At 72.2% G+C, this 22,743-nt stretch carries 21 protein-coding genes; 13 read left to right on the top strand and 8 right to left on the bottom strand.

From position 1 onward, the window contains the following. Nucleotides 1-100: 100 nt before the first annotated feature. Nucleotides 101-1,369, top strand: coding sequence for a L,D-transpeptidase (locus ACL06G_RS19990; RefSeq protein ID WP_412785786.1), 1,269 nt, complete (start codon nucleotides 101-103; stop codon nucleotides 1,367-1,369). A gap of 30 nt (nucleotides 1,370-1,399) precedes the next feature. On the opposite strand, the gene ACL06G_RS19985 is transcribed toward ACL06G_RS19990, so the two are convergent. Beyond that, complete coding sequence (locus ACL06G_RS19985; protein ID WP_412785787.1) at nucleotides 1,400-1,813, bottom strand: hypothetical protein; 414 nt, start codon at nucleotides 1,811-1,813, stop codon at nucleotides 1,400-1,402. Nucleotides 1,814-2,011: 198 nt separating this feature from the next. Between ACL06G_RS19985 and ctaE the strand changes: the two genes are divergently transcribed. The 5 genes from ctaE to trpD all read left to right on the top strand — a co-directional run bounded on the left by ctaE (nucleotide 2,012) and on the right by trpD (nucleotide 7,530). Beyond that, the gene (gene ctaE / locus ACL06G_RS19980; RefSeq protein ID WP_412785788.1) at nucleotides 2,012-2,632 is read left to right on the top strand and encodes an aa3-type cytochrome oxidase subunit III; all 621 of its coding nucleotides are present in this window, start codon (nucleotides 2,012-2,014) and stop codon (nucleotides 2,630-2,632) included. 77 nt (nucleotides 2,633-2,709) lie between these two features. Beyond that, entirely contained in the window at nucleotides 2,710-3,522 is an 813-nt protein-coding gene (gene qcrC / locus ACL06G_RS19975; protein ID WP_412785789.1) for a cytochrome bc1 complex diheme cytochrome c subunit, read from the top strand. Beyond that, nucleotides 3,519-4,604: a cytochrome bc1 complex Rieske iron-sulfur subunit gene (gene qcrA / locus ACL06G_RS19970; RefSeq protein ID WP_412785790.1), complete on the top strand. Its 1,086-nt coding sequence runs from the start codon at nucleotides 3,519-3,521 to the stop codon at nucleotides 4,602-4,604. The genes qcrC and qcrA overlap by 4 nt, the downstream gene beginning before the upstream one ends. After that, a complete protein-coding gene (qcrB, locus tag ACL06G_RS19965) occupies nucleotides 4,601-6,226 on the top strand; it encodes a cytochrome bc1 complex cytochrome b subunit (protein WP_412785791.1) in 1,626 nt (541 codons plus the stop codon). Before qcrA ends, qcrB begins: the two co-directional genes overlap by 4 nt. Nucleotides 6,227-6,465: 239 nt before the next feature. Further along, nucleotides 6,466-7,530 (top strand): anthranilate phosphoribosyltransferase, encoded by a 1,065-nt coding sequence (gene trpD, locus ACL06G_RS19960; protein ID WP_412785792.1) that lies wholly within the window; start codon nucleotides 6,466-6,468, stop codon nucleotides 7,528-7,530. A 77-nt stretch (nucleotides 7,531-7,607) separates the two neighbouring features. On the opposite strand, the gene ACL06G_RS19955 is transcribed toward trpD, so the two are convergent. After that, a complete protein-coding gene (locus ACL06G_RS19955) occupies nucleotides 7,608-7,889 on the bottom strand; it encodes an Lrp/AsnC family transcriptional regulator (RefSeq protein ID WP_412785793.1) in 282 nt (93 codons plus the stop codon). A 498-nt stretch (nucleotides 7,890-8,387) separates the two neighbouring features. Here ACL06G_RS19955 and ACL06G_RS19950 point away from each other — a divergent pair, with 498 nt between their 5' ends. The 4 genes from ACL06G_RS19950 to ACL06G_RS19935 all read left to right on the top strand — a co-directional run bounded on the left by ACL06G_RS19950 (nucleotide 8,388) and on the right by ACL06G_RS19935 (nucleotide 13,648). Continuing rightward, the gene (locus ACL06G_RS19950) at nucleotides 8,388-9,743 is read left to right on the top strand and encodes an NYN domain-containing protein (protein ID WP_412836437.1); all 1,356 of its coding nucleotides are present in this window, start codon (nucleotides 8,388-8,390) and stop codon (nucleotides 9,741-9,743) included. A 316-nt stretch (nucleotides 9,744-10,059) separates the two neighbouring features. After that, a complete protein-coding gene (locus ACL06G_RS19945; protein WP_412836436.1) occupies nucleotides 10,060-11,079 on the top strand; it encodes a C40 family peptidase in 1,020 nt (339 codons plus the stop codon). A 233-nt stretch (nucleotides 11,080-11,312) separates the two neighbouring features. Then, nucleotides 11,313-12,347 carry a C40 family peptidase gene (locus tag ACL06G_RS19940; protein ID WP_412785796.1) on the top strand — a complete coding sequence of 345 codons (1,035 nt, stop codon included), beginning with the start codon at nucleotides 11,313-11,315 and terminating at the stop codon, nucleotides 12,345-12,347. A 65-nt stretch (nucleotides 12,348-12,412) separates the two neighbouring features. Then, nucleotides 12,413-13,648, top strand: a complete 1,236-nt coding sequence (locus ACL06G_RS19935; RefSeq protein ID WP_412785797.1) for a hypothetical protein — start codon at nucleotides 12,413-12,415, stop codon at nucleotides 13,646-13,648. On the opposite strand, the gene ACL06G_RS19930 is transcribed toward ACL06G_RS19935, so the two are convergent. Beyond that, nucleotides 13,602-14,912 carry a glycosyltransferase 87 family protein gene (locus tag ACL06G_RS19930; RefSeq protein WP_412785798.1) on the bottom strand — a complete coding sequence of 437 codons (1,311 nt, stop codon included), beginning with the start codon at nucleotides 14,910-14,912 and terminating at the stop codon, nucleotides 13,602-13,604. The two genes, ACL06G_RS19935 and ACL06G_RS19930, sit on opposite strands and share 47 nt — an antisense overlap. Nucleotides 14,913-15,020: 108 nt before the next feature. Here ACL06G_RS19930 and ACL06G_RS19925 point away from each other — a divergent pair, with 108 nt between their 5' ends. After that, entirely contained in the window at nucleotides 15,021-16,190 is a 1,170-nt protein-coding gene (locus tag ACL06G_RS19925) for a glycosyltransferase family 4 protein (protein ID WP_412785799.1), read from the top strand. A gap of 99 nt (nucleotides 16,191-16,289) precedes the next feature. Here the strand turns inward: ACL06G_RS19925 and ACL06G_RS19920 are convergent, their stop codons facing one another. The 4 genes from ACL06G_RS19920 to ACL06G_RS19905 all read right to left on the bottom strand — a co-directional run bounded on the left by ACL06G_RS19920 (nucleotide 16,290) and on the right by ACL06G_RS19905 (nucleotide 20,195). Continuing rightward, a complete protein-coding gene (locus tag ACL06G_RS19920; protein WP_412836435.1) occupies nucleotides 16,290-17,318 on the bottom strand; it encodes a 6-phosphofructokinase in 1,029 nt (342 codons plus the stop codon). Between the two features lie 133 nt (nucleotides 17,319-17,451). Then, nucleotides 17,452-18,096, bottom strand: coding sequence for a response regulator (locus ACL06G_RS19915; protein ID WP_412785842.1), 645 nt, complete (start codon nucleotides 18,094-18,096; stop codon nucleotides 17,452-17,454). A 34-nt stretch (nucleotides 18,097-18,130) separates the two neighbouring features. Continuing rightward, a complete protein-coding gene (macS, locus tag ACL06G_RS19910; protein ID WP_412785801.1) occupies nucleotides 18,131-19,327 on the bottom strand; it encodes a MacS family sensor histidine kinase in 1,197 nt (398 codons plus the stop codon). A 19-nt stretch (nucleotides 19,328-19,346) separates the two neighbouring features. After that, entirely contained in the window at nucleotides 19,347-20,195 is an 849-nt protein-coding gene (locus ACL06G_RS19905) for a lysophospholipid acyltransferase family protein (protein WP_412785802.1), read from the bottom strand. 144 nt (nucleotides 20,196-20,339) lie between these two features. Here ACL06G_RS19905 and ACL06G_RS19900 point away from each other — a divergent pair, with 144 nt between their 5' ends. Together ACL06G_RS19900 and ACL06G_RS19895 are read left to right on the top strand one after the other, a co-directional pair. Beyond that, on the top strand, nucleotides 20,340-21,110 hold the full coding sequence (locus ACL06G_RS19900; protein ID WP_412785803.1) for an alpha/beta hydrolase: 771 nt from the start codon (nucleotides 20,340-20,342) through the stop codon (nucleotides 21,108-21,110). Continuing rightward, complete coding sequence (locus ACL06G_RS19895; protein ID WP_412785804.1) at nucleotides 21,097-21,636, top strand: hypothetical protein; 540 nt, start codon at nucleotides 21,097-21,099, stop codon at nucleotides 21,634-21,636. Before ACL06G_RS19900 ends, ACL06G_RS19895 begins: the two co-directional genes overlap by 14 nt. A 254-nt stretch (nucleotides 21,637-21,890) precedes the next feature. On the opposite strand, the gene ACL06G_RS19890 is transcribed toward ACL06G_RS19895, so the two are convergent. Beyond that, on the bottom strand, nucleotides 21,891-22,733 hold the full coding sequence (locus tag ACL06G_RS19890; protein ID WP_412785805.1) for an endonuclease/exonuclease/phosphatase family protein: 843 nt from the start codon (nucleotides 22,731-22,733) through the stop codon (nucleotides 21,891-21,893). Between the last annotated feature and the right edge of the window lie 10 nt (nucleotides 22,734-22,743).

The following is a 22,743-nucleotide window of genomic DNA, read 5'->3' as shown; positions in this document are numbered from 1 at the left end:
ACGGCGGGCCCCCGGGATTTCCCGGGGGCCCGCCGCGCGTGACGACCCGAACGGGCCATCACAGCAGGCCATCGGCCCCGTGCGCTCCTAGCGTCGAGGCATGACTGAACGAGCCAAGCACCGCACAGCGGTGAGCTGCGCCCTCCTCATGGGCCCCTTGGCGGTGGGGCTCACCGCCTGCAGCAGCGACGGGAACCCCCTTGCCGCGGCTCCGTACGACGCCGGCTCCCAGGTGAGCTTCAGCGCCGAGGACGGCGCTACCCGCGTCGACTTCCGCGACCCGCTCGTCATCACCGCAGAGGACGGGGACGGGCGCATAACCGACGTAGTGGCGACGGACGCCGCGGCCCGACGAATACGCGGTGCGCTGTCGGAGGACGGCAGCCGCTGGCACAGCACGGTCCCGCTGGCCGCCGGAGCGCGGTACACCGTCCGGGTGAGCACCGAGAACGAGGACGGGGAGCCCGGCCGCCGCACCATGCACTTCCGGACGCGTCCCTCCGACGGCAGGAGGCTCACGGTGGCCTTCGGCCCCGACAAGGGCACCTACGGCGTCGGCCAGCCCGTGGTCGCCGAGCTCAGTCACGCGGTCAAGGGCACGAAGCAGCGGCGGACCGTCGAGCAGGGACTCAGCGTGAGCTCCACCCCCCGGGTCGAGGGCGCCTGGCACTGGGTCGACGACCGGACACTCCACTACCGCCCCAAGGACTACTGGCCCGCCCACGCCACCATCACGGCCTCGGCGGCCCTCAAGGGCATACGGATACGCGACGGCCTCCAGGGCGGCGCCTCGAAGCCGCTGACCCTGCGCACGGACGACGAGGTCAAGGGCTTCGTCGACCTCGACTCCCACACCCTGGAGGTGTACCAGGACGGGGAGCGGATACGCACGATCCCCATCAGCGCGGGCAAACCCGGCTTCAACACCCGTCACGGCATCAAGGTGATCCTCAGCAAATCACCGTTCGTCCGCATGACCAGCGGCAGCATCGGCATACCCGCCGGCAGTTCCGAGTCCTACGACCTCGGTGTCCACTGGAACGCGCGTCTCACGCAGAGCGGCGAGTTCCTGCACGCCGCCCCCTGGTCCGTCGGTTCCCAGGGCGTTGCCAACACCAGCCACGGATGCACCGGCATGAGCACCGAGAACGCCCGCTGGCTCTACGACCTGGTGCAGCCCGGGGACGTCTTCTCCTACACCGGAGGCGGGGGAGAGCGTATGGCAGCCTTCGGCAACGGCTTCGGCGACTGGAATCTCAGCTGGAAGGAGTGGCGGGAGGGCAGCGCCCTGACGGGGCGCGGCGGATCGACCGACGCACCGGTGGGCGACGTGGAGTTCGCGCAGGCCCGGCTCCGGTTCGAGGCGTGATCGCGCGCGGGGGTGTCCGGAGGCCGGGTCTCAGGCCGCCCCGGCCTCCGGCGAGCGGTGGTCGCCCCGCAGCAGTCCGGCGAGGGCGTCCGCCAGCGCGACCGGGTCCACCGGGTGCGGTACCGCCGCCTCCGCCCGCGACCAGGTCGCCAGCCAGGCGTCCTCCGGACGGCCGATGAGCAGCAGCACGGGCGGGCAGCGGAAGATCTCGTCCTTGATCTGCCGGCACACGCCCATACCGCCCGCCGGGGCCGTCTCGCCGTCCAGCACGCAGACGTCGACGGTGCGTTCCTCGAGAGTGCTCAGCACGGCGGGCAGCGTCGCGCACTCCACGTACTCCACCTCGGGAGCGTCGGCGGCGGGGCGGCGCCCCGCGGCGAGCCGCACCTGCTCCCTGGTGTTGACGTCGTCGCTGTAGACCAGCACCGTGGCGGTCGGCTGCATCGTTCCTCCGCGAAGGGTCATTGTCCACGATCCGGAGCCGTCGGTGATCGCGGTTCCGTGCTGCCGGATGCTACTCCCTCGAGCAGCCCCCCGACACCGGTTCGCACGGTCTTGCGGAAGGCGGTCTGCCCAGCCCAGACGGCACGGACACACCGAACGGCACCCCCGGAAGCGAACCCGCGACGGGCGACCGACATAATGTCGGGCGTGGCGACAGCAACAGCAGTAGAAACCGGGCACGCGCATCCGTCGGTGAACCGGCCGAACCTCACCAGTGTCGGAACCATCATCTGGCTGAGTTCCGAGCTGATGTTCTTCGCGGCTCTGTTCGCGATGTACTTCACCCTTCGGTCGGTGACGGGCGCCGAGTACTGGGAGGCTCATGCCGAAGCGCTGAACATCCCCTTCTCCGCGGCGAACACCACGATCCTGGTGCTCTCCTCGCTCACCTGTCAGCTCGGCGTGTTCGCCGCCGAGCGCGGTGACGTGAAGAAGCTCAGGACCTGGTTCGTCATCACCTTCGTGATGGGCGCAGTCTTCATCGGCGGTCAGATCTTCGAGTACACGGAGCTGGTCAAGCACGAGGGCCTCTCGCTCTCCTCCGACCCCTACGGCTCCGTGTTCTACCTGACCACCGGCTTCCACGGACTGCACGTGACAGGCGGCCTCTTCGCCTTCCTGTTCGTCCTGGGCCGGACGTACGCGGCCAGGAGGTTCACCCACCACCAGGCCACTGCGGCCATCGTCGTGTCCTATTACTGGCACTTCGTCGATGTCGTGTGGATCGGCCTCTTCGCCACGATCTACCTCATCAAGTGACCCGGGCCGCGCGGCCCGGGTCCGCGCAGACACAGCCAGAAGCATCGACGCAGAAGATCCTGACACCGGGGTAATCCGTGAAAAAGCTCTCCGCACGACGGCGCCATCCGCTGGCGGCGCTCGTCGTCCTACTCTTCGCGCTGGCGGCCACCGGGGGGCTGTACGCCGCGTTCGCGCCGGCCGACGAGGCCAAGGCCGACACCAAGTCCGGCCAGTCCCTCGCGATCAAGGAGGGCAAGAAGCTCTACCTGGTCGGCTGCTCCAGCTGCCACGGCAAGGGCGGCCAGGGGACCAGTGACGGCCCGAGCCTGGTGGGCGTCGGCGCCGCGGCCGTCGACTTCCAGGTCGGCACCGGCCGCATGCCCGCGCAGCAGCCCGGCCCGCAGGCCCCCAAGAAGCCCAAGCGCTACTCGGACGCCGAGATCCAGCAGCTGGGTGCCTACATCGCCTCGCTGGGCCCCGGCCCGAGCGTCCCCACCGAGGGCCAGTACGACCCGGAGGGTGCCGACACCGCCAGGGGCGGCGAGCTCTTCCGCACCAACTGCGCCCAGTGCCACAACTTCACCGGTGAAGGCGGCGCCCTCTCCCGGGGCAAGTTCGCGCCGGACCTCGGCGACGTGTCCGAGAAGCACATCTACGAGGCCATGCAGACCGGCCCGCAGGCGATGCCTGCCTTCCCCGACACGGTCGTGCCGTCGTCGGACAAGAGGGACATCGTGGCGTACCTGAAGACGGTCAACAGCGATGAGGCCGAGAGCCCGGGCGGTTACAAGCTCGGCGGCTTCGGCCCGGTGTCCGAGGGCCTGTTCGCCTGGGTGTTCGGCCTCGGTGCGATGATCGCCCTGGCCGTCTGGGTCGCGGCCCGCACAGCGAAGGCCAAGAAGTCATGAGCAGCGAGACTGGATCCCACGACAACGTGTCAGACGACGACCCGAACGAGAAGCTGCCGCAGGGGCAGGACGAGGCGCACGGCCGGGAGCCGGATCTGGCGGAGAACCCGTTCCGCGACCCGGGACTCCCGCCTCACGAGCACCGCATCCAGGACATCGACGAGCGGGCCGCGAAGCGCTCCGAGCGCACCGTCGCCCTCTACTTCGTCCTGTCGATGCTGGCGACCGTCGGGTTCATCGCCTCCTACGTGACGCTTCCCGTCGACAAGATCGTCTACATCTGGCCCCTGGGCCACATCAGCGCGCTGAACTTCGCGCTGGGCACCACGCTCGGTGTCGCGCTCCTCGGCATCGGCATCGGCGCCGTCCACTGGGCACGCACCCTGATGAGCGACGTCGAGCTCGCGGACGAACGGCACGCCATCGAGGCGGAGCCCGAGGTCCGGAGCAAGGTCATGGCGGACTTCCGCCAGGGCGCCAAGGAATCGGCTCTCGGCCGGCGCAAGCTGGTGCGCAACACCATGTTCGGCGCGCTGACCCTGCTGCCGCTCTCCAGCGTCGTGCTGCTGCGCGACCTCGGCCCGCTTCCGGAGGACAAGCTGCGGCACACGCCCTGGGAGAAGGGCAAGCTGCTCATCAACGAGAACACCGGTGAGCCACTGCGGCCCGAGGACGTCTCGGTCGGCTCGCTGGCCTTCGCGCGGCCGGAGGGTCTGGAGCCCGAGGACGAGGACTTCAACACCGAGATCGCCAAGGCCGCCCTCATGCTGGTGCGCATCCAGCCCGAGGACATCAAGGACAAGCGGACCCTGGACTGGAGCCACGAGGGTGTCCTCGCCTACTCCAAGATCTGCACCCACGTCGGCTGCCCCGTCAGCCTGTACGAGCAGCAGACGCACCACGTGCTGTGTCCCTGCCACCAGTCGACGTTCGACCTCGCCGACGGTGCGCGTGTGCTCTTCGGCCCTGCCGGTCACCCGCTGCCGCAGCTGAGGATCAGCGTCAACGAAGAGGGGTTCCTGCAGGCGGAGGACGACTTCGCCGAACCCGTCGGCCCGGCCTTCTGGGAGCGCGGAGCATGAGTACAGAAGCATCGAAGAAGAAGGCGCCCGCCGGCGAGCGGGTCGCCGACTGGGCGGACGGCCGGCTGGGGATCTACACCCTGGCACGCGCCAACATGCGCAAGATCTTCCCGGACCACCCGTCCTTCATGCTCGGTGAGGTCGCGCTCTACAGTTTCATCATCATCATCCTGACCGGTGTCTTCCTGACGCTGTTCTTCGTGCCGAGCATGGCAGAGGTCGAGTACCACGGCTCCTACGCGCCGATGCACGGCATTCGGATGACGGAGGCCTACGCCTCCACGCTGGACATCAGCTTCGACATCCGCGGCGGTCTGCTCATCCGGCAGATCCACCACTGGGCGGCGCTGATCTTCCTCGCGGCCATGTGGGTCCACATGATGCGCGTCTTCTTCACCGGCGCGTTCCGCAAGCCCCGCGAGGTCAACTGGCTCTTCGGCTTCCTGCTGCTGGTGCTCGGCATGTTCACCGGCTTCACCGGCTACTCCCTGCCGGACGACCTGCTGTCCGGCACGGGTGTCCGGTTCATGGAGGGCGCGATCCTGTCCGTGCCGGTCGTCGGCTCGTACCTGTCGATGTTCCTGTTCGGCGGGGAGTTCCCCGGGCACGAGATCATTCCGCGGTTCTTCGCCGCCCATGTCCTGCTGCTTCCGGGCATCATGCTCGGCCTGCTCGTGGCGCACCTGATCCTGGTCTTCTACCACAAGCACACGCAGTTCGCGGGCCCCGGCCGCACGAACAAGAACGTCGTGGGCATGCCTCTGCTGCCGGTGTACATGGCCAAGGCCGGCGGCTTCTTCTTCCTGGTCTTCGGCGTCATCGCGGTGCTGGCCGCCTCGTTCTCCATCAACCCGATCTGGGTGCTGGGGCCGTACCGTCCCGACCAGGTGTCGACGAACGCGCAGCCCGACTGGTACATGGGCTTCTCCGAGGGCCTGATCCGCTTCATGCCCGGCTGGGAGGTCAACTTCGCGGGGCACACCCTGGTGCTGGGCGTGTTCATCCCGCTGCTGATCTTCCCGCTGGTCCTGACGGCGATCGCGGTCTATCCGTTCATCGAGGCGTGGGTGACCGGCGACAAGCGCGAGCACCACATCGCCGACCGTCCGCGGAACGCACCGACCCGTACCGCCTTCGGTGTCGCCTGGATCACCCTCTACATGATCCTGCTGATCGGCGGCGGCAACGACCTTGTCGCCACGCACTTCCACCTGTCGATCAACGCGATCACCTGGTTCGTACGCATCGGCTTCTTCGTGGGCCCGGTGCTGGCGTTCATCGCCACGAAGCGGATCTGTCTGGGTCTGCAGCGGCGCGACAAGGAGAAGGTGCTGCACGGACGCGAATCCGGCATCATCAAGCGCCTGCCGCACGGCGAGTTCATCGAGGTGCACGAGCCGCTCAGCCAGGAGCAGCTCCACACGCTCACCGCCCACGACCAGCAGGAGCCGCTCGAACTCGGCCCGGAGCGGGACGAGAACGGAGTGAAGCGGAAGATCGGTGCCGGCCAGAAGCTGCGGGCACGGTTCAGCAAGAGCTACTTCGACGCGGAGACCGGCCAGGTGCCGAAGCCGACCGCCGAGGAGTACCGGGAGATCACCAGCGGCCACGGCCACCACTGATCCCCGACCGCTCGGGTCGCCGCACCGCGGGCCCCGTGCCCTCCGGAACCGGAGGGGACGGGGCCCGCGGTGTCCGCACGGGCGCCGCGACCACGGCGGCCCGTCGCGCGGATAGGGTGTGGAGCGAGCGGGAGGCGGCCGCGGCGGTCCCTCCCGTCCAAGCCGTGCGGCAGGTGCCGCCGGTCCGTCCACGGTCCGCCGGGTCCCCGGCCGGGCCGACGAACCCAGGAGCGTGCAGCATGAACACCGTTCCCGACGTCGGCTCTCCCGCCGGAGACGGCCTCACCTGGCCCGACGTGCTGAGCGCTCTGCTGGCGGGAGAGGATCTGTCGTCGGCGGCGTCGGCCTGGGCGATGGACCGCATCATGCGCGGCGAGGCCTCCGACGCTCAGATCGCCGGCTTCGCGGTGGCGCTGCGGGCGAAGGGGGAGACCGTCGAGGAGGTCGCCGGTCTCGTCCGCACCATGTACGAGCACGCCCACACGATCGAGGTCCCGGGCCGTACGGTCGACATCGTCGGCACCGGCGGCGACCGGGCGAAGACGGTGAACATCTCCACGATGTCCGCCATCGTGGTCGCCGGCACCGGGGCGAAGGTCGTCAAGCACGGCAACCGTGCCGCGTCTTCCGCCAGCGGTGCCTCGGACGTGCTGGAGAAGTTGGGGGTCAACCTCGACCTCGCCCCGCAGCGGGTCGTCGAGGTCGCCGCGGAGGCGGGCATCACCTTCTGCTTCGCGGTGAAGTTCCACCCCGCGCTCCGGTACGCGGGTGCGGCCCGTGCGGAACTGGGCGTCCCGACGCCGTTCAACTTCCTGGGCCCGCTCACCAACCCCGCCCGTGTGAGGGCCCAGGCGACAGGCGTGGCCGACGCACGCATGGCTCCCATCCTGGCCGGAGTGCTCGCCGACCGCGGATCCTCCGCCCTGGTGTTCCGCGGCGACGACGGTCTCGACGAGCTCACCACCACCGCCACCTCCACGGTGTGGGTGGTGAGGGACGGTGCCGTGCGGAAGGAGAGCTTCGACCCGCGCTCGGTCGGGATCCCCATGGTGCCGGTGGAGGCCCTGCGAGGTGCCGACGCCTCCTACAACGCCGACGTGGCACGCCGCCTGCTGGACGGCGAGCAGGGCCCCGTGCGCGACGCGGTGCTGCTGAACTCCGCCGCGGCACTGGCCGCGCTCGACCCGACCGACGAGCCGCTCACCGAGCGTCTGGCCGCGGGAATCGCGCGGGCGGCGGAGTCCCTCGATTCGGGCGCGGCGAAGGCCGTCCTGGAGCGCTGGGTCGCGGCCAGCCAGGCGTAGCGGGGAGGGCGCCCGTGTGGGTCGGCCGCTCCGGGCGCCCCTCGCTCACACCGGTGGGGCCGGGACCGGCCCCCGGCTCAGGCGTCCAGACCGATCGAGAAGGCGGCCTCCAGGTCGTGCTGCGAGTAGGTGCGGAAGGCGATGTGGGTCTCCGTGTGCTCGACACCGGGAACCTTGCTGATGCGCCCGGGGATGACATCCGCCAGGTCGTCGTGGCGCGCCACCCGGACCAGGGCGATCAGGTCGTGCGCACCCGTCACGGAGTACACCTCGCTCACACTCTCGATCGCCGCGATCTGCTCGGCGATCTCCGGGATCCGGTCGGTGCTGGTCTTGATGAGCACGATCGAGGTGATCATGTGAGGTCCCTTCGTCGGGGCGGCCGTACGGAAGCGCAGCCGGGCGTAGCGGAAGCCGAGCATGAAGCCTACGACGTGCGGGGGGCACCCTGGTCCGTGACCGCCGTCGTCGTGCCGCACCCGTCCGGCAGGCTGTCCGGCCGCATGCCGGGTCCGGAGCCCGACCGGCCGGGGTGGCCGCGTGACGAGCGGGGCAGGAGAGCGGGCACCCCGGCCCTGCCGGGCCGGACGGTGACGCGCCGGCCACGGCACCCTCCGGACGAGGTGCACCGGGTGTCGCAGGCCGTAGGCTGATCTGCAGTGCACCCGGCCGGACGCGGCCGGTGGCCCCGACCGTCGAGGAACGGGGCGTCCGCAGTGAGAACATCGACTCCGTCCGGTGCCGTCGGCGTGATGCGGTGGACCCGGGCGAACCGGTCGAACGGCCGGGCGCCCGGAAACGCACGGACGGTCGGGCGTCGGCGGACCGGAACGGGACGGAACGGGCAGGTGTGAACGGTGGAGGAACGCGGCGGGGCCGAGAGCGGCGGACGCGTGCCGTCGGACGAGGTGCTCGACCGCCCGCTGCCCGAGAAGGTGCGGCGCCGGGTTGTCGCGCTCACCGGTGAGGCCGTCGGCGGCCTGACCGTCGCGGAGCTTCCGGCACCGCTCCGTCAGTACGCGAGGTTCACTCCGCAGCGCCGGACCCGGTTCGGCGGGAACGCCATGGCGGCTGCGCTGGAGAGCGATCCCGTGTTCCGGCAGCGCATCGCGACACGGCTCCGGGAGCAGGCGGCGGAGCTGGCCCGGGCGGTCGAGTCCGGGACGCCTCCCGCTGCTGCCGATCCGGTGGAGGTGGCCGCCACGGCGTACGTGCTGCGTCCGCCCGGCTGGTCGAAGCTCGTCGCCGCCGCCGGGGAGGAGGCCAAGCGCGCCCAGGCCGAGCAGGTGGAGGAGGAGACCCAGGAGGAACTGGGCCGTCTGCGCGAGGAATTGTCCCGGGCCCGGGCCTCCGCCCGCAGCGAGGCGGAACGGTCCCGCAGCGAGGCGGATGCGGCTCGCAAGGAGCTGGAGGCAGTGCGGCGGAAGCTCCGCAGCGCGCAGAGCGACGTCAAGCGCGGAGAGGCGGCTCTGCGCAAACTGCGCGCCGAGAGGGAGGAGCAGCGCTCCGCGCACGCGGCGGAGAAGGCGGCGGGGGACAGCGAGGTGCGCCGTCTGAAGACCCGGCTGGCGGATTCCGAGTCCGCCCTGGAGGCGGCCCGTCGTGCCGCCCGCGAGGGCCGCAGTGTCGAGGACATGAGGGTGCGGCTGCTGCTGGACACGGTCCTGGACGCCGCGCAGGGGCTGCGGCGCGAGTTGGCGCTGCCGCCCGCCGAACTCCGCCCGGCCGACACTGTCGAGGCCGTCGAGCCGGGCCGGATGAGCCCCCAGGACGTCGCAGCGCGGGCCTTGTCGGAGACCGACCCGGCATTGCTGGACCAGCTCCTGGCACTGCCGCAGGCCCACCTGGTGGTCGACGGCTACAACGTGACCAAGACCGGCTATCCGACGATGCCGCTCGACAAGCAGCGGCTGCGCCTGCTGGGTGGTCTGGCGGTGCTCGCGGCCCAGACCGGGGCAGAGATGACCTGCGTCTTCGACGGCGCGGAACTGGCTGCTCCCGTGCTGCTCGCTCCGCCTCGCGGTGTGCGGGTGCTGTTCAGCAAACCGGGTCAGACCGCGGACGAGTTGATCCGTCGCCTGGTCCGTGCCGAACCGCCGGGCAGGCCGGTCGTGGTGGTCTCCTCGGACCGCGAGGTCGCCGACGGCTGTGCGGCCGCGGGAGCCCGTCCGGTCGCCTCTGCCCTGCTGCTGCGCCGACTCGCCCGCACATAGGGAGTCTTGCGGTTTACGGGGGAGTTGGCGGGCAACGTCGCTTCGTGCCCGTATTGCTCCTACGTTCCGTCAGGTCGCCGTTGCTGCGGGTGGACGGGGAGCAAAGAAATCTGTGATGTGCGAGCTATTTTCGGTGAGAGATTTGATCCGATCAGATGTACGTGGCTAATGTCTGGCCACGAACCGCCGCGAAGCCGATCACTCGTCGGGAGTGACAGCGGAGGTACCGCCTCGTCCCACGAGCCGACTCCCCAGGGCGAGTGGGGCCGGAGCAGAACCGGCCGGCAGGCGGCTGAGGAAGAAGGAGCTCGCCCCAGTGGCGTCCCACCGTCGTCCCAAGCAGCCCAGTCGCACGCGCATCAACGTGCTGACGGCAACCGCCGCCGCCGCTGTCGCGGTCACCTCGCAGACCGCTCAGGCGGCCCCGTCCAAGCCTTCGCTGGACGAGGTGAAGTCCAAGGTGGACAAGCTCTACGAGGAAGCCGAGAAGGCCACCGAGAAGTACAACGGTGCCAAGGAGAAGCAGGAGAAGCTGCAGAAGGAGATCAGTGATCTCCAGGACACCGTGGCGCGCGGCCAGGGCGAACTGAACGGCATGCGCGACCACCTCGGTTCGATGGCGACCGCGCAGTACCGCACCGGGGGCGTCGACCCGTCCATCCAGCTCTTCCTCTCCTCCGACCCCGACGACTACCTGGACAAGGCCGCCACGCTCGACCAGCTCAGCAGCAAGCAGAGCGATGCGCTGGAGAAGATCCAGGACAAGCAGCGCAGTCTCGAACAGCGCCGCACCGAGGCACGCACCAAGCTCGAGGACCTCGCGGAGACCCGCAAGGAGCTCGGGAAGAAGAAGGACCGGATCCAGGGCAAGTTGTCCGACGCCCGGGACCTGCTCAACACCCTCACCGCCGAGCAGCGCGAGGCCATGCAGCGCGCCGAGGCTGCCGCCACCGCGGACGTCGACCTCGGCAGCGCACTCCCCGCCTCGCAGCGGGCGGGCGCGGCCCTCAGCGCGGCACAGGGCAAGATCGGCTCTCCGTACGTGTGGGGGGCGACCGGGCCGAGCTCCTTCGACTGCTCCGGCCTCACCTCGTGGGCCTACGCCCAGGCCGGTGTCTCGCTGCCGCGCACCTCGCAATCGCAGGCGAGCGCGGGCGCCCGTGTCAGCGCCGACAACCTCGAACCCGGCGACCTGGTGCTCTACTACAGCGACCTGCACCACATCGGTCTCTACGCCGGCAACGGTCAGGTTCTCCACGCACCCAAGCCGGGTTCGTCCGTGCAGTACACCTCGTTGAACAGCATGCCGTTCATGTACGGCGTCCGCGTCGGCTGACGTTTCCGTACCCCGCGGGGCGTCCCCGGCGGCGCCGACCCGCCGACGTCGACCGTCGTTCTTACGGGTGGTTCCGCCGCGGTGGCCCGCACTCCGCCGCACGCCGTTGACCTGCACGCTCTCCGTTCCGGAGCGCCGCCCAGGGACAGCCGTAGCCGATCGGGCTCGTGGACCCTCTGTAAGCAAGTCGCTACATTCTGCCGGGCACATCGCCCAGTGGAAGGAGCGCGGCCGTGGTCCCGCACCGGTCAGACCGGCACGCCGGTACGCCGTCCGGCAGACGCCCGGCGGTCCGCGCCGGCGTTCTCGGCGCCGTCGCCGTCACCGCCCTCACCTCCGTTCCGGCCGACGCGGAACCGGACGGCGGAGTCCAGCCCGATCCGGCGGCGCGCGTCGACCGCCTCCACGCACGTGCCGAAGCAGCCACCGAGAAGTACAACGCCGCGGCAGCACGGATCGCGGAACTCCGGGCACGGATCGAGGACGTCCAGGACCAGGCGGCACGCAAGCAGGTCGTCGTCAACCGGCTCCGGCGCCACCTGGGCCGGCTCGCCGGCGCCCAGTACCGTTCCGGGGTGCTGGACCCCTCCGTCGCGCTCCTGCTGTCGTCGGACCCGGACACCTTCCTCGCGAAGGTCGCCACTCTGGACCGTATCGGCGCGCGCAACGCGGAACGGCTCGGCAGACTCCGCGAGGCGCAGCGGGTTCTCGCCCAGTACCGCACCGAGGCGGACAGCCGGCTGGCGGAGCTGCGCAGCCGCCGCACCGCCCTGCTGCGGCACAAGAAGACCGTCCAGCGGCGGCTCGGCGCGGCACAAGAGGTGCTGGACCGGATGCTGCCCGCACAACGTGCCGCCTACGAGCGCGCATCCCGCGGGGAGGGACGGGACCCGGGCCCGCTCACCGCCGCGGGGGCCCCTTCCGGCCGCGCCGCCGCGGCCGTCGCCGCGGCGCGCAGCGTGGTCGGGGCACCCTACGGATGGGGCCAGGCCGGACCGTACGCCTTCGACTGCTCCGGACTGACGCAGTGGGCCTACGCCCGCGCCGGCGTCTCGCTGCCGCGCACCTCGCAGGGGCAGGCCCGCGCCGGACGGTGGGTGCCGCTCTCCCGGGCACGGCCCGGCGACCTCGTGGTGTACCGGCAGGACGCCTCCCACGTGGCCCTGTACGTGGGAGGCGGCCAGGTCGTGCACGCTCCCTATCCGGGAGCGGCCGTCCGCTACGATCCGGTCGGCATGATGCCGGTCTCCCGCGTCACCCGGCCCTGACCGCCGGAGTCCGCCGGCGGGGCATCGAGCCCGTGCGGAAGCGGCCGCACCACTACACTCGCGGCGTGAAGGCACGCCGATCCGGCACGGTGCGCAGCACCGTCTGCCTCCTCGCCGCCGTGCTGCTCGGCCCGCTCGGATGCGCGCCAGGACCGGGCAGCGGGCCCGCCGGGCAGGGGGCACCCGTGCAGGAGAAGGCCGCACAGGCCCTCTTCGACCGGCGGGCGGCAGCCGTGCGGGCGGCGGACCCGCAGCGCTTCCTCGGGACCGTCGATCCCCGGGCCCGCACGTTCCTGCGCCGGCAGCGCCTCGTCGCCGCCAACCTGGCCCGGCTGCACCCGGTCTCCTGGCGCTACGACCTCCGCCGACTCGACCGGGACGGCGACCGGCCCCGTGCGGAGGTCGAGCTGAGCTACCGCCTCACCCGGGACACCGACACCCCCCGGCACCTCACGCAACGGTTCTCCCTGCGGCGCACGGCGGGCCGCTGGCTGCTGGGCGGACACGCCGGCAGCACCCGGCGGCAGCTCTGGGAGCAGGGCCGGCTCCGCGTCGAACACGGGCGCCGCAGCACGGTGCTGGGAACGGTGGACCGCGCGACGCTGCGGGGCGTCGCGCGGCGTGCCGAGCGGGCCGTGTCCGCCGTCTCCCGCCACTGGCCCGAGCCGTGGTCCCGCCGCACCCTGGTCCTCGTTCCCGCCTCCCTGCGGGACATGGCGGAGCTGCTGGGCGGCGAACCGTCCCGCTACGCGGGCCTCGCGGCCGTCACCACCGGGCCGTCCGCGAGCACCACGGGAGAGGGGCGGCACATTGTCGTCAACCCGGAGGCCTTCCAGGAACTGAGCGACCGCGGACGGCAGGTGGTCCTCACCCATGAGACGGCGCACGTGGCGACCCGCGCCCGCACCGGACCCGGTACGCCGCTGTGGCTCTCCGAGGGACTGGCCGACTGGTTCGGGCACCTCGGCACCGGGACGGACCCGGCCGCGGCCGCACCGGTCCTGACCCGGTCCGTGCGGGACGGGCGGGTGCCCCGCACACTGCCCGCGGACGGCCGCTTCCAGGCCACCGGGGACCCGGACGCCCCGGCCCTCGCCTACGAAGGCGCCTGGATGGCCTGCCGGCTGGTGGCGGACCGCTGGGGCTCCGACCGCCTCGCCGCGCTCTACACCGCGGTGGGGGCCGGGAAAGGCGCTCCGCGTGCCGTCGTGGACCGGGCCCTGCGGGACGTGCTCGGCGTCGACACCGCCGCCTTCACCCGCCTGTGGCGTTCCGCTCTGCGGCAGCAGCTGTCCCGGTAGCGGGGAACGCCACGGCCGTGCGGGGACCGTGGCGGGCGGGCACCCGCTCCAGGTCGGCGGCCGCCGCGCGAGCCCTGGCACCCGCTTCCCGCGGCTCGGTGACGGTCGTCCGCCACAGGCGCCGGCCCGCGGACAGGCATGCGGCGACCAGCAGGCCGTTGCGCACCACCAGCAGCGAGAGCCCCAGCCAACTGCTGGCCACCACCTCACCGAACCAGATCGGGAACTCCAGCATCGTCACCGCCGTCGCCGCCACGACCATGACCGCGGGCGGACCCATCCGGCTCGCACGCAGGCAGAGGCACACAGCCGCCACCGCCACGAGCCACACCATGTATTGCGGGCTGATCACCCGGCTCGTCGTGACGAACAGCAGCAGTGCCGTGAACGCGGCATCCGCCGGAGTGGACGCGGTCCACTCGCGGGCACGCACCCGCCACACCAGCAGCCAGGCGAACGCCGCAGCGGTCAGGACCAGGGCGGCCGCACTGACGAACTCCACGTACGGGCCCAGGAACTCCACCGAGCCGTAGTGCAGCAGCACCTGGCCCTCCCAGCCGGCGTGGCGGGCGAGGTGGAAGACCAGAGCCCCCAGGGACTCCACTTCGGTGCCCCGGTCCCGTTGGGCGGTCAGGAAGTCGAAGGCGCCGGGCATGCGCAGCGTGAACGCGGTCGCCGCACCCGCCGCGGCGATGCCCGCGGCGCACCAGGCGACGCGGGTGCCGCGCCCCCGGGGCGTGCCGAGCAGCAACAGTGCGGGCCACACCTTCAGCAGCGCGCCGAGCCCCGCCAGCGCCCCGCCCACTGCCGGTCGGCGCACCAGCAGCAGCAGTGCGGCCACGGCCACGGCAGCCACCACGACGTCGTACCGCGCGTACGCGGTGGGCCCGAGCAGCGGCAGGCCCACCACCCAGCACCAGGCCCCCGCGCGGCGGCGGCCCCGCCCCCGGCCCGCTGCCAGCAGCTGGGCGAACACCACCGCGTCCGCCACGCAGACCACGACGAAGAATGCCGCGCTGTAGCCGAGGAACGGCAGCGCTCCCGGCGCCAGAACGGCCGCCGCGGCCAGCGGTGGGTACTGCCAGGTGACGTCGCCCTGCGGGAAGGAGCCGGTGCGCAGCACGTCGAACCAGCCCTGGTAGATGACCGACACGTCGCTGGTGACGTCCGGCCCGGGGAAGGGCAGCACGTGGAACACCAGCAGCAGGAGAACGGTCCGGGTGGCGATCCAGACGGCCGGGGCGGCGGCGGTGGGCAGGCGCATGACGACGACAGTACCGCCGCGGCGGCACCCCGACCTGCCCGCGGAACCCCGCCGGTCGCCCGGGCGGTGTCGGTCCGTGCGACCGGCGACCCGGTACTGTCGGTGGCGATGGACACGACCGCTCCGCGCACCACGCTGATCGTCACCAACGACTTCCCGCCCCGGCCCGGCGGGATCCAGGCGTTCCTGCACAGCATGGCGCAGCGGCTCGACCCGGAGCGGGTGGTCGTCTACGCGTCCACGTGGAAGCGGTCCGCGGAGGGCAGGGAGGCCACCGCCCGCTTCGACGCCGAACAGCCGTTCACCGTGGTGCGGGACCGCGCCACCGTGCTGCTGCCCACGCCGCGGGTGACGCGCCGCGCGGCCGCGTTGGTGCGGGCGCACGGCTGCCGCTCCGTGTGGTTCGGCGCGGCAGCGCCGCTGGGGCTGATGGCTCCCGCGCTGCGGCGTGCCGGGGTCGAGAGGATCGTGGCCACCACCCACGGCCACGAGGCCGGTTGGGCCCGGCTGCCGGGCGCCCGGCAGTTGCTGCGACGCATCGGCGACGGGACCGACGTCCTCACCTATCTGGGTGAGTACACCCGGTCTCGCATCGCTCCGGCGCTGAGCGCCGAGGCGGCGCGTCGCATGGAGCAGCTTCCGCCGGGGGTCGACGAGCAGACCTTCCACCCGGACTCGGGCGGGGACGCCGTGCGGGAGCGGTGGGGGCTCGCGGGACGACCGGTCGTGGTCTGCGTGTCACGCCTGGTGCCGCGCAAGGGGCAGGACACCCTGATCGAGGCGTTGCCACGGATCCTCGCAGCGGTGCCGGACGCGGTGCTGCTCGTCGTCGGCGACGGACCGTACCGCCGGAGGCTGGAGGAACTGGCCCGCGCCCGCGGTGTCGCCGACGCGGTGCGGTTCACCGGCGCGGTGCCCTGGGAGGAGCTCCCGGCGCACTTCGGCGCGGGCGACGTCTTCGCGATGCCGTGCCGGACGCGCCGCGGCGGGCTCGACGTCGAGGGCCTCGGGATGGTCTACCTGGAGGCCTCGGCGACCGGACTGCCCGTGGTGGCGGGTGATTCCGGCGGCGCCCCCGACGCCGTCCTTGACGGGCGGACGGGCTGGGTGGTGCGCGGTGGGGCGCCCGACGAGGCGGCGGAGCGGATCGTCGCACTCCTCCGCGATCCGGTGCTCCGCGCCCGCATGGGGGAGCGTGGCCGCACATGGGTGGAGTCCCGGTGGCGCTGGGACCTCCTCGCGGGCCGGTTGCGCGCCCTGCTGCAGCAGGAGGAGTGAACGGCGGAGCCGGAGGGCGCCTCCCGCCTCGTCCGCTACCCGGCAGGGGCCCGGGGTTCCTGCCGCGTGGCCGGTCACCGCTGCCGGAGCCTCGGCCGGTCACCCGAAGAAGACGCTGACCTCGTCGTAGAGCTCGGTCGGCACCGTCTTGATCCGCGCGGCGGCGTCCGCCATCGGGACGCGGACGATGTCGGTGCCGCGGAGCGAAACCATCGCGCCCCAGTCGCCCTCGTGCACCGCATCGATGGCATGGAGCCCGAACCGGGTGGCGAGCCAGCGGTCGAAGGCGCTCGGCGTGCCGCCGCGCTGCAGGTGACCCAGCACCGTGGTGCGGGCCTCCTTGCCGGTGCGGCGCTCGATCTCCTGGGCGAGCCATTCGCCGACGCCCGACAACCGGACATGCCCGAACGCGTCGCGGGTGTCGTCCTTGAGCACCATCTCCCCGTCCCGGGGGACGGCGCCCTCCGCGACGACCACGATGGGGGCGTAGCTCGCCTTGAACCGGGACTCCACGTACGCGCAGACCCGGTCCACGTCGAAGGGGTGCTCGGGGATGAGGATGCAGTTGGCGCCGCCGGCCAGCCCCGAGTGCAGTGCGATCCAGCCCGCGTGACGCCCCATCACCTCCAGCACCAGGACGCGCATGTGGGACTCGGCGGTGGTGTGCAGCCGGTCCACGGCCTCCGTGGCCACCTGCACCGCGGTGTCGAAGCCGAAGGTGTAGTCCGTGCCGGAGAGGTCGTTGTCGATGGTCTTCGGGACGCCGACGCACCGGACGCCGTACTCGTGCGTGAGTCGTGCGGCCACGCCGAGGGTGTCTTCGCCGCCGATCACGATGAGTCCGTCCAACTCCGTCTCGGCGAGGGTCTCCTGGATTCGGCGGACGCCGCCGTCCTGCTGGAGAGGGTTCGTGCGGGAGGACCCCAGGATGGTGCCGCCGCGCGGCAGCGTGCCGCGCACCGCCGGAATGTCCAGCGGCACGGTGTCCGCCTCGAGCACGCCCCGCCAGCCGTCCTTGAAACCGACGAACCGGTCGTCGTACTCCTGGACTCCCTTGCGCACCGCGGCCCGCATGACCGCGTTCAGGCCGGGGCAGTCGCCCCCGCCGGTGAGTACTCCGACCCGCATGGGAGCTCTCCCCTCTCGGTGACCGGGCACGCCATGCGGTCACGCTAGCGGCGACCCGCGCCGGCCGCGGTGTGTGCGGCGGGGACATTCCCGCACCGATTCGGGCGTCACCCGTACGGAGGACGAGTCGGGCTCACTCCTCGTCGAGGCCCTGCTCGATCGCGTAGCGCACCAGCTCGACGCGGTTGTGCAGCTGCAGTTTGCCGAGGGTGTTCTGCACGTGGTTCTGCACCGTGCGGTGCGAGATGACCAGCCGCTCGGCGATCTGCTTGTAGCTCAGCCCCTTCGCCACCAGGCGCAGCACCTCCGTCTCCCGGTCGGTGAGGTGCGGTACGTCCCGCTGCTCCTGACGGGGTGCGGCGGGATCGCCGGCGAGCCGCCGGTACTCGCCCAGGACCAGGCCCGCCAGGCCGGGAGTGAACACCGGGTCGCCGACCGCGGTGCGCCGCACCGCCTCGATCAGCTCCTCGGCGCTCGCCGACTTCACCAGGTATCCCGTGGCGCCGGACTTCACCGCCTCCAGCACGTCCGCGTGCTCCCCGCTGGCCGACAGCACCAGCACCCGGGGTGCGGAGTCGGGGCCGACCAGCCGCCGGCACACCTCGACACCCGGCAGCTCCGGCAGGTTGAGGTCCAGCACGAGCACGTCGGGCGCGGCGGCGCGTGCCCGGCGGACCGCCTGCCTGCCGTCCCCCGCAGTCGCCACCACCGCGAACCCCGCGGCCTCCAGATCGCGTGCGACCGCGTCCCGCCACATGGGGTGGTCGTCGACGACCATCACCGTCGGCGCGTTACGTTCCCCGGTCTCGTTCTCAGACATCCTTCGGCACCCTCAGTTCCACTTCGGTGCCCTGTCCCGGCACCGCCATCCACTCCGCCGATCCGCCGAGTTCGGCCAGCCGACCCCGTATGGACAATGCCACGCCCATGCGGCCCTCCGCCTCCGCGGCGGCGAGACGGCCGGCGGGAATCCCGGGGCCGTCGTCGCGGACCGTCACCACGACCGTGTCCGCCTCGTCCTCCAGCAGGATCCACGCGTGCGCCGCCTCTCCCGCATGACGCCGTACGTTGTCCAGCGCTGCACCGACCGCCGCGGCCAACTGGCGGGCCGGTTCCGCGGCGAGCAGTACGGGCGTACCGGGTTCGGCGAAGGTGACGCGGGCGCTGCCGTACGCGGCGAGGGTACGCCGCAGGTCGTACGGTCCGTCCTCCTCCGGGCCGGCGCCGTCCCCGGACCCGGCACGTCCCCGCGCTGCGAGCTCCGGACCGTTCTGCCGCGGCAGCGCGTCGCCCCGGCTCGACACCAGGGCCCGCAGCGCGTGTTCCTGCTCCCCGGCGAGCCGCCCCAGTTCCGCCGCCTCACCGCCCAGCGAGCTGCCGCGTCGCTGCACCATGGCCAGTACCTGGAGCACACTGTCGTGGATGTCGCGGGCCAGCCGCTCCCGCTCCCGGGTGGCCGCCTCGATCTGCAGGGCGCGGGCCAGGGTGCGTTCACTCGCCCGCGCCACTTCGACCACGTAGCCGATCGCGATACTGGCGACGCAGACCAGCAGCACGTTGTGCACCGTGTCGCGGGACCACGCACCGCGCTCCAGCAGGTTCGCCGCACCGACGAGTGCGGAGGCAGCCGCCGCGGGTCGCCAGCCTCCCTTGATGGCGAACCCCAGCACGGCGCCGGCTGTCCACACCGACGGAAGGGTGTGCACCCCGCTCGCGATCCGCTCGGGCGTCTCGACCAGCGCGGTGAGCAGGATGCCGGACAGCGCGACGGCCATTTCCCCGACGAGGAACGGGTAGCGGCAGCGCGACTCCGACAGCGTCCGCGTCACCGTGCCGAGGGTCCAGACGACGAGGACGGCGAAGTACGCGACGGCCACGCGCGGGCGAAGGTAGTGCTCGTGCGCCAGCACGCACAGGCCGACGGCGTAGGCCGCCGTCAGCAGACGGTAGGCGGTCAGCGCACGCCACAGCGGCTGCTCCACCGACATTCTCGCCGGCATGCTCCTCATCCCCCCTGACAGTGCCGTACTAGGCGGCGCTTCTGCTGTCGTCCGTTCCCGGAAGACGGTGCCGCCGTGCGGCTGTGGACCTCTCCGTGCGGCCGTCACGACCCGCAGCGGGGCCAGGGGCCCCCGCCGATCCCCGGGACGACTGCCGCGCCCCCGCCTCCGGCGCCTCCTTGGCTTCCTTCGCCTCCTCGGCGAGCCGCCGCTTGGCGGCGGTGGCGTAGACGTCCACGTACTCCTGCCCCGACAGCTTCCGGATCGCGTACATGACCTCGTCGGTGATCGCCCGCTGGATGAAGCGGTCCTGCTCCATGCCCTGGTAGCGCTGGAAGTCGAGTGGCCTGCCGATCCTGATGCCCGGCCTCATGAGCTTCGGCACGACCGTACCCGGTGGCTGGATCTTCTCGGTGTCGATCATCGCCACCGGGATCACCGGCGCCCCGGACCGCAGGGCCACCCGGGACAACCCGCCGGGTTTGCCCCGGTACAGCCGGCCGTCGGGGGAGCGGGTCCCCTCGGGGTAGATGCCGAAGAGTTCGCCCTGCTCGAGCACCCGCAGACCGCTCCTTACCGCGGCCTCGCCGGCACCCCGCGCGCCCGACCGGTCCACGGGGAGCTGCCCCACCCCCTTGAAGAAGGCGGCTGTGAGCCTCCCCTTCACGCCGGGCGCGGTGAAGTACTCCGCCTTGGCGATGAAGGTGACCTTGCGGTCGAGGACGGCGGGCAGGAAGAAGGAGTCGGAGAAGGAGAGGTGGTTGCTCGCCAGGATCGCCGGGCCGGTGGCGGGCACGTTCTCCAGGCCTTCCACCCAGGGGCGGAAGACCAGCTTGAGCGAGCTGCCGACCGACAGCTTCATCGCGCCGTAGAACACCCGAGGACCTCCTGTACCGATCGGATCGAGCCTATCCCGCCCCGGAGGCGGTGCGGCGGCTCGCTCCGCGCCGCGCTACCGGGTGACCCCGCGCACGCGTAGGGTGGCATCGTTCCCGTCCGTGCCGTGCGAAGGGAGACCGCGGTGCCGATCCTCCCCGGAGCCGAGCCGATGTTCCACGACGGCTCGCAGACCGGTGTGCTGATGTGCCACGGATTCACCGGCTCGCCGCAGTCGCTGCGCCCCTGGGCGAGGTACCTCGCCGAGCGTGGCCTCACCGTCTCCCTGCCCCTCCTCCCCGGTCACGGCACCAGCTGGCAGGACCTGCAGGTCACCGGGTGGGAGGACTGGTACGCGACGCTGGAGCGGGAGCTGCGGTCCCTGCGCGACCGCTGCTCCGAGGTCTTCGTCTGCGGACTGTCCATGGGTGGTGCCCTCGCCCTGCGGCTGGCCGCGCGGCACGGCGACGCGGTGAGCGGCCTGGTACTCGTCAACCCGGCCGCGACGTTCCCCCGCCCCTCGGGGTACGCGCTGCCCGTGCTCCGGCACCTGGTGCGCTCCACGAAGGGCCTGGCCGACGACATCGCCGCGCCCGGCTCCCACGAGCTCGGCTACGACCGCGTGCCGCTGGATGCCGCCCTGTCGCTGCGCAACCTCCTCCGCCTGCTGCGCGGAGACCTTCCGCAGGTCACCCAGCCGCTCCTGCTCCTCCGCAGCAGGACGGACCACGTGGTGCCCCCGGGCGACTCCGGGGTGGTGCTCTCCCTGGTGTCCTCCACCGATGTGACGGAGACCGTTCTGGAGGACAGCTACCACGTGGCGACCCTCGACCACGACGCACCGCGGATCTTCGCGGACAGCCACGACTTCATCTCCCGTATCGCAGCGAGGAAGACGGCACGTGACGGAGCGTAACCCGGAACCGGGCGGCCACGGCGACGACCGCGAGCCCACCCTCCCCGCCGACGAGGAGGCCGCGTGGGCCGAGATCGTCGCGGGCTACGGCGACGAACCCGACTCGCGGCCGGACCTCCGGGAGCAGCAGGACGCGGCAGCGGACGACGGTGGAACGGAGGGCCGCGGGCAGCAGGACGCCGAGGCGGACGACGCGCCGCCGGGCGGGCCGGTCCGCAGCTTCACGGTGTACCGGGCCGGTACGGGACCCCGCGACTGGCGGGCTCCCGAGGAACCGGACGACGACCACTTCGTGCCGCCGGAACCTCCGCCACTGCCGGAGGCCGACACCGTCACCAGGTTCGGCTGGGTCGCCGCCCTCGGCGGCCCGCTGCTGCTCGTCGGCGCGGTCCTGTTCGGCGTACCCCTCTCGTGGTGGATCCTCACCCTCGGTGTGGGGGGCTTCCTCGGTGGCTTCGCCACCCTGCTGACCCGGCTGCGCGACGACGACGATTTCGACGACCCGGCCGGGGGAGCGGTGGTCTGAGGGGGCGCGAATCCGGCAGTCTGCCGTCCCGGCACACTGCCGGTTGACGGCAGTGTGCCGGGACGACCCGCCTGCGAGAATGGCCGCCCGCCGCCGGAGACGCCGGTGGCGGGCGACGGGAGGAGGGGGAACCGACCGTGCTGACCCTGTTGTTCGTCTTCACCGCTGTCGCCGCTCTCACCGGCTGGCTCGTCACGCTCGAACTGCGGCGCGAGCGGGCCCGGGCGGGCAGCGACGGCTGACCCGGAACGGCGTCATTCCGTATCCGCCGGGTGCTCCGTCCCGGCAGCCGGCGGCACCCGCAGCGCCGCCAGCACCGGCAGGTGGTCCGTGGCCGCCCGCAGATCCTGCTCGCTGACCCCGGGCAGGCCGGCCGGAACACCGCAGCCGAGCACCTCCACGCCGCCGGACGCCAGCACCGCGTCGATGCGCTGGTGGGGGCGGTCCGCCGTGGAGGTGTGCTCGCCGCCCCAGGGCGCGGCCGACCAGCCGTCCTGCAGGGTATCCGTGAGCAGCCGGAAACTGCGGCCGCCGGGCCGCTCGTTGAGGTCACCGGCCGCGACGATGTGGCCGGCGGTGCGGTGCATGCTCCGCACGCGGTCCAGCAGCAGGCCCGCCTGCGCGTACCGCTCGTCCGTCTGCAGACTCAGGTGGCAGCTGAGCACTCCCAGCCGGGCGGCCGGCCCGCCGGCCCGCAGCGGACCGAATCGGAGTCGAGCCGTGGCGAAGCCGCGCCGGTGGAGACCCGGGGTCCGGGGCAGCAGGACATCCTCGGTGTCCTCCACGTGCGCGCGCAGCGAGGCGAGGATCAGCGGGCCGCAGGCCGTCGCGCCGCCCGTGACGTGCACCAGTCCGCTCTCCCGCGCCAGCCGGGCGGCGTACTTCCGCCAGCGGAAGAACCGGGGCGCCTCCTGGACGCAGACGACATCGGGGGCGCACGCCCGGACGACCCGGGTGAGCGCCCCCACATCGTCGCGCATGGAGCGGACGTTGTAGCTGAGCAGCCTGACGACGGCGGTGCCGTCCGGTTCGCTGCGCGAGGCCGGGAGGCCGGCCGACGCGGGTGCGGGTTCCGCGCTTCCCCTCACGGCGGTCATGGCCGCAGAC

This window comes from Streptomyces callyspongiae (assembly GCF_047200695.1).
In the GTDB taxonomy this organism is placed as follows: Bacteria; Actinomycetota; Actinomycetes; order Streptomycetales; family Streptomycetaceae; genus Streptomyces.
The sequence above is the reverse complement of the archived record's forward strand: the minus strand, read 5'-3'. Positions and strand labels throughout refer to the sequence as shown.

Coding starts and splice junctions, on each gene's coding strand:
- macS (WP_412785801.1), bottom strand. CDS start 19,327: ATGAGGAGCATGCCGGCGAGAATGTCGGTGGAGCAGCCGCTGTGGCGT.
- ACL06G_RS19890 (WP_412785805.1), bottom strand. CDS start 22,733: ATGACCGCCGTGAGGGGAAGCGCGGAACCCGCACCCGCGTCGGCCGGC.
- qcrB (WP_412785791.1), top strand. CDS start 4,601: ATGAGTACAGAAGCATCGAAGAAGAAGGCGCCCGCCGGCGAGCGGGTC.
- ACL06G_RS19955 (WP_412785793.1), bottom strand. CDS start 7,889: ATGATCACCTCGATCGTGCTCATCAAGACCAGCACCGACCGGATCCCG.
- ACL06G_RS19985 (WP_412785787.1), bottom strand. CDS start 1,813: ATGCAGCCGACCGCCACGGTGCTGGTCTACAGCGACGACGTCAACACC.
- qcrA (WP_412785790.1), top strand. CDS start 3,519: ATGAGCAGCGAGACTGGATCCCACGACAACGTGTCAGACGACGACCCG.
- ctaE (WP_412785788.1), top strand. CDS start 2,012: ATGTCGGGCGTGGCGACAGCAACAGCAGTAGAAACCGGGCACGCGCAT.
- ACL06G_RS19925 (WP_412785799.1), top strand. CDS start 15,021: ATGGACACGACCGCTCCGCGCACCACGCTGATCGTCACCAACGACTTC.
- ACL06G_RS19930 (WP_412785798.1), bottom strand. CDS start 14,912: ATGCGCCTGCCCACCGCCGCCGCCCCGGCCGTCTGGATCGCCACCCGG.
- ACL06G_RS19915 (WP_412785842.1), bottom strand. CDS start 18,096: ATGGTCGTCGACGACCACCCCATGTGGCGGGACGCGGTCGCACGCGAT.
- ACL06G_RS19990 (WP_412785786.1), top strand. CDS start 101: ATGACTGAACGAGCCAAGCACCGCACAGCGGTGAGCTGCGCCCTCCTC.
- ACL06G_RS19920 (WP_412836435.1), bottom strand. CDS start 17,318: ATGCGGGTCGGAGTACTCACCGGCGGGGGCGACTGCCCCGGCCTGAAC.
- trpD (WP_412785792.1), top strand. CDS start 6,466: ATGAACACCGTTCCCGACGTCGGCTCTCCCGCCGGAGACGGCCTCACC.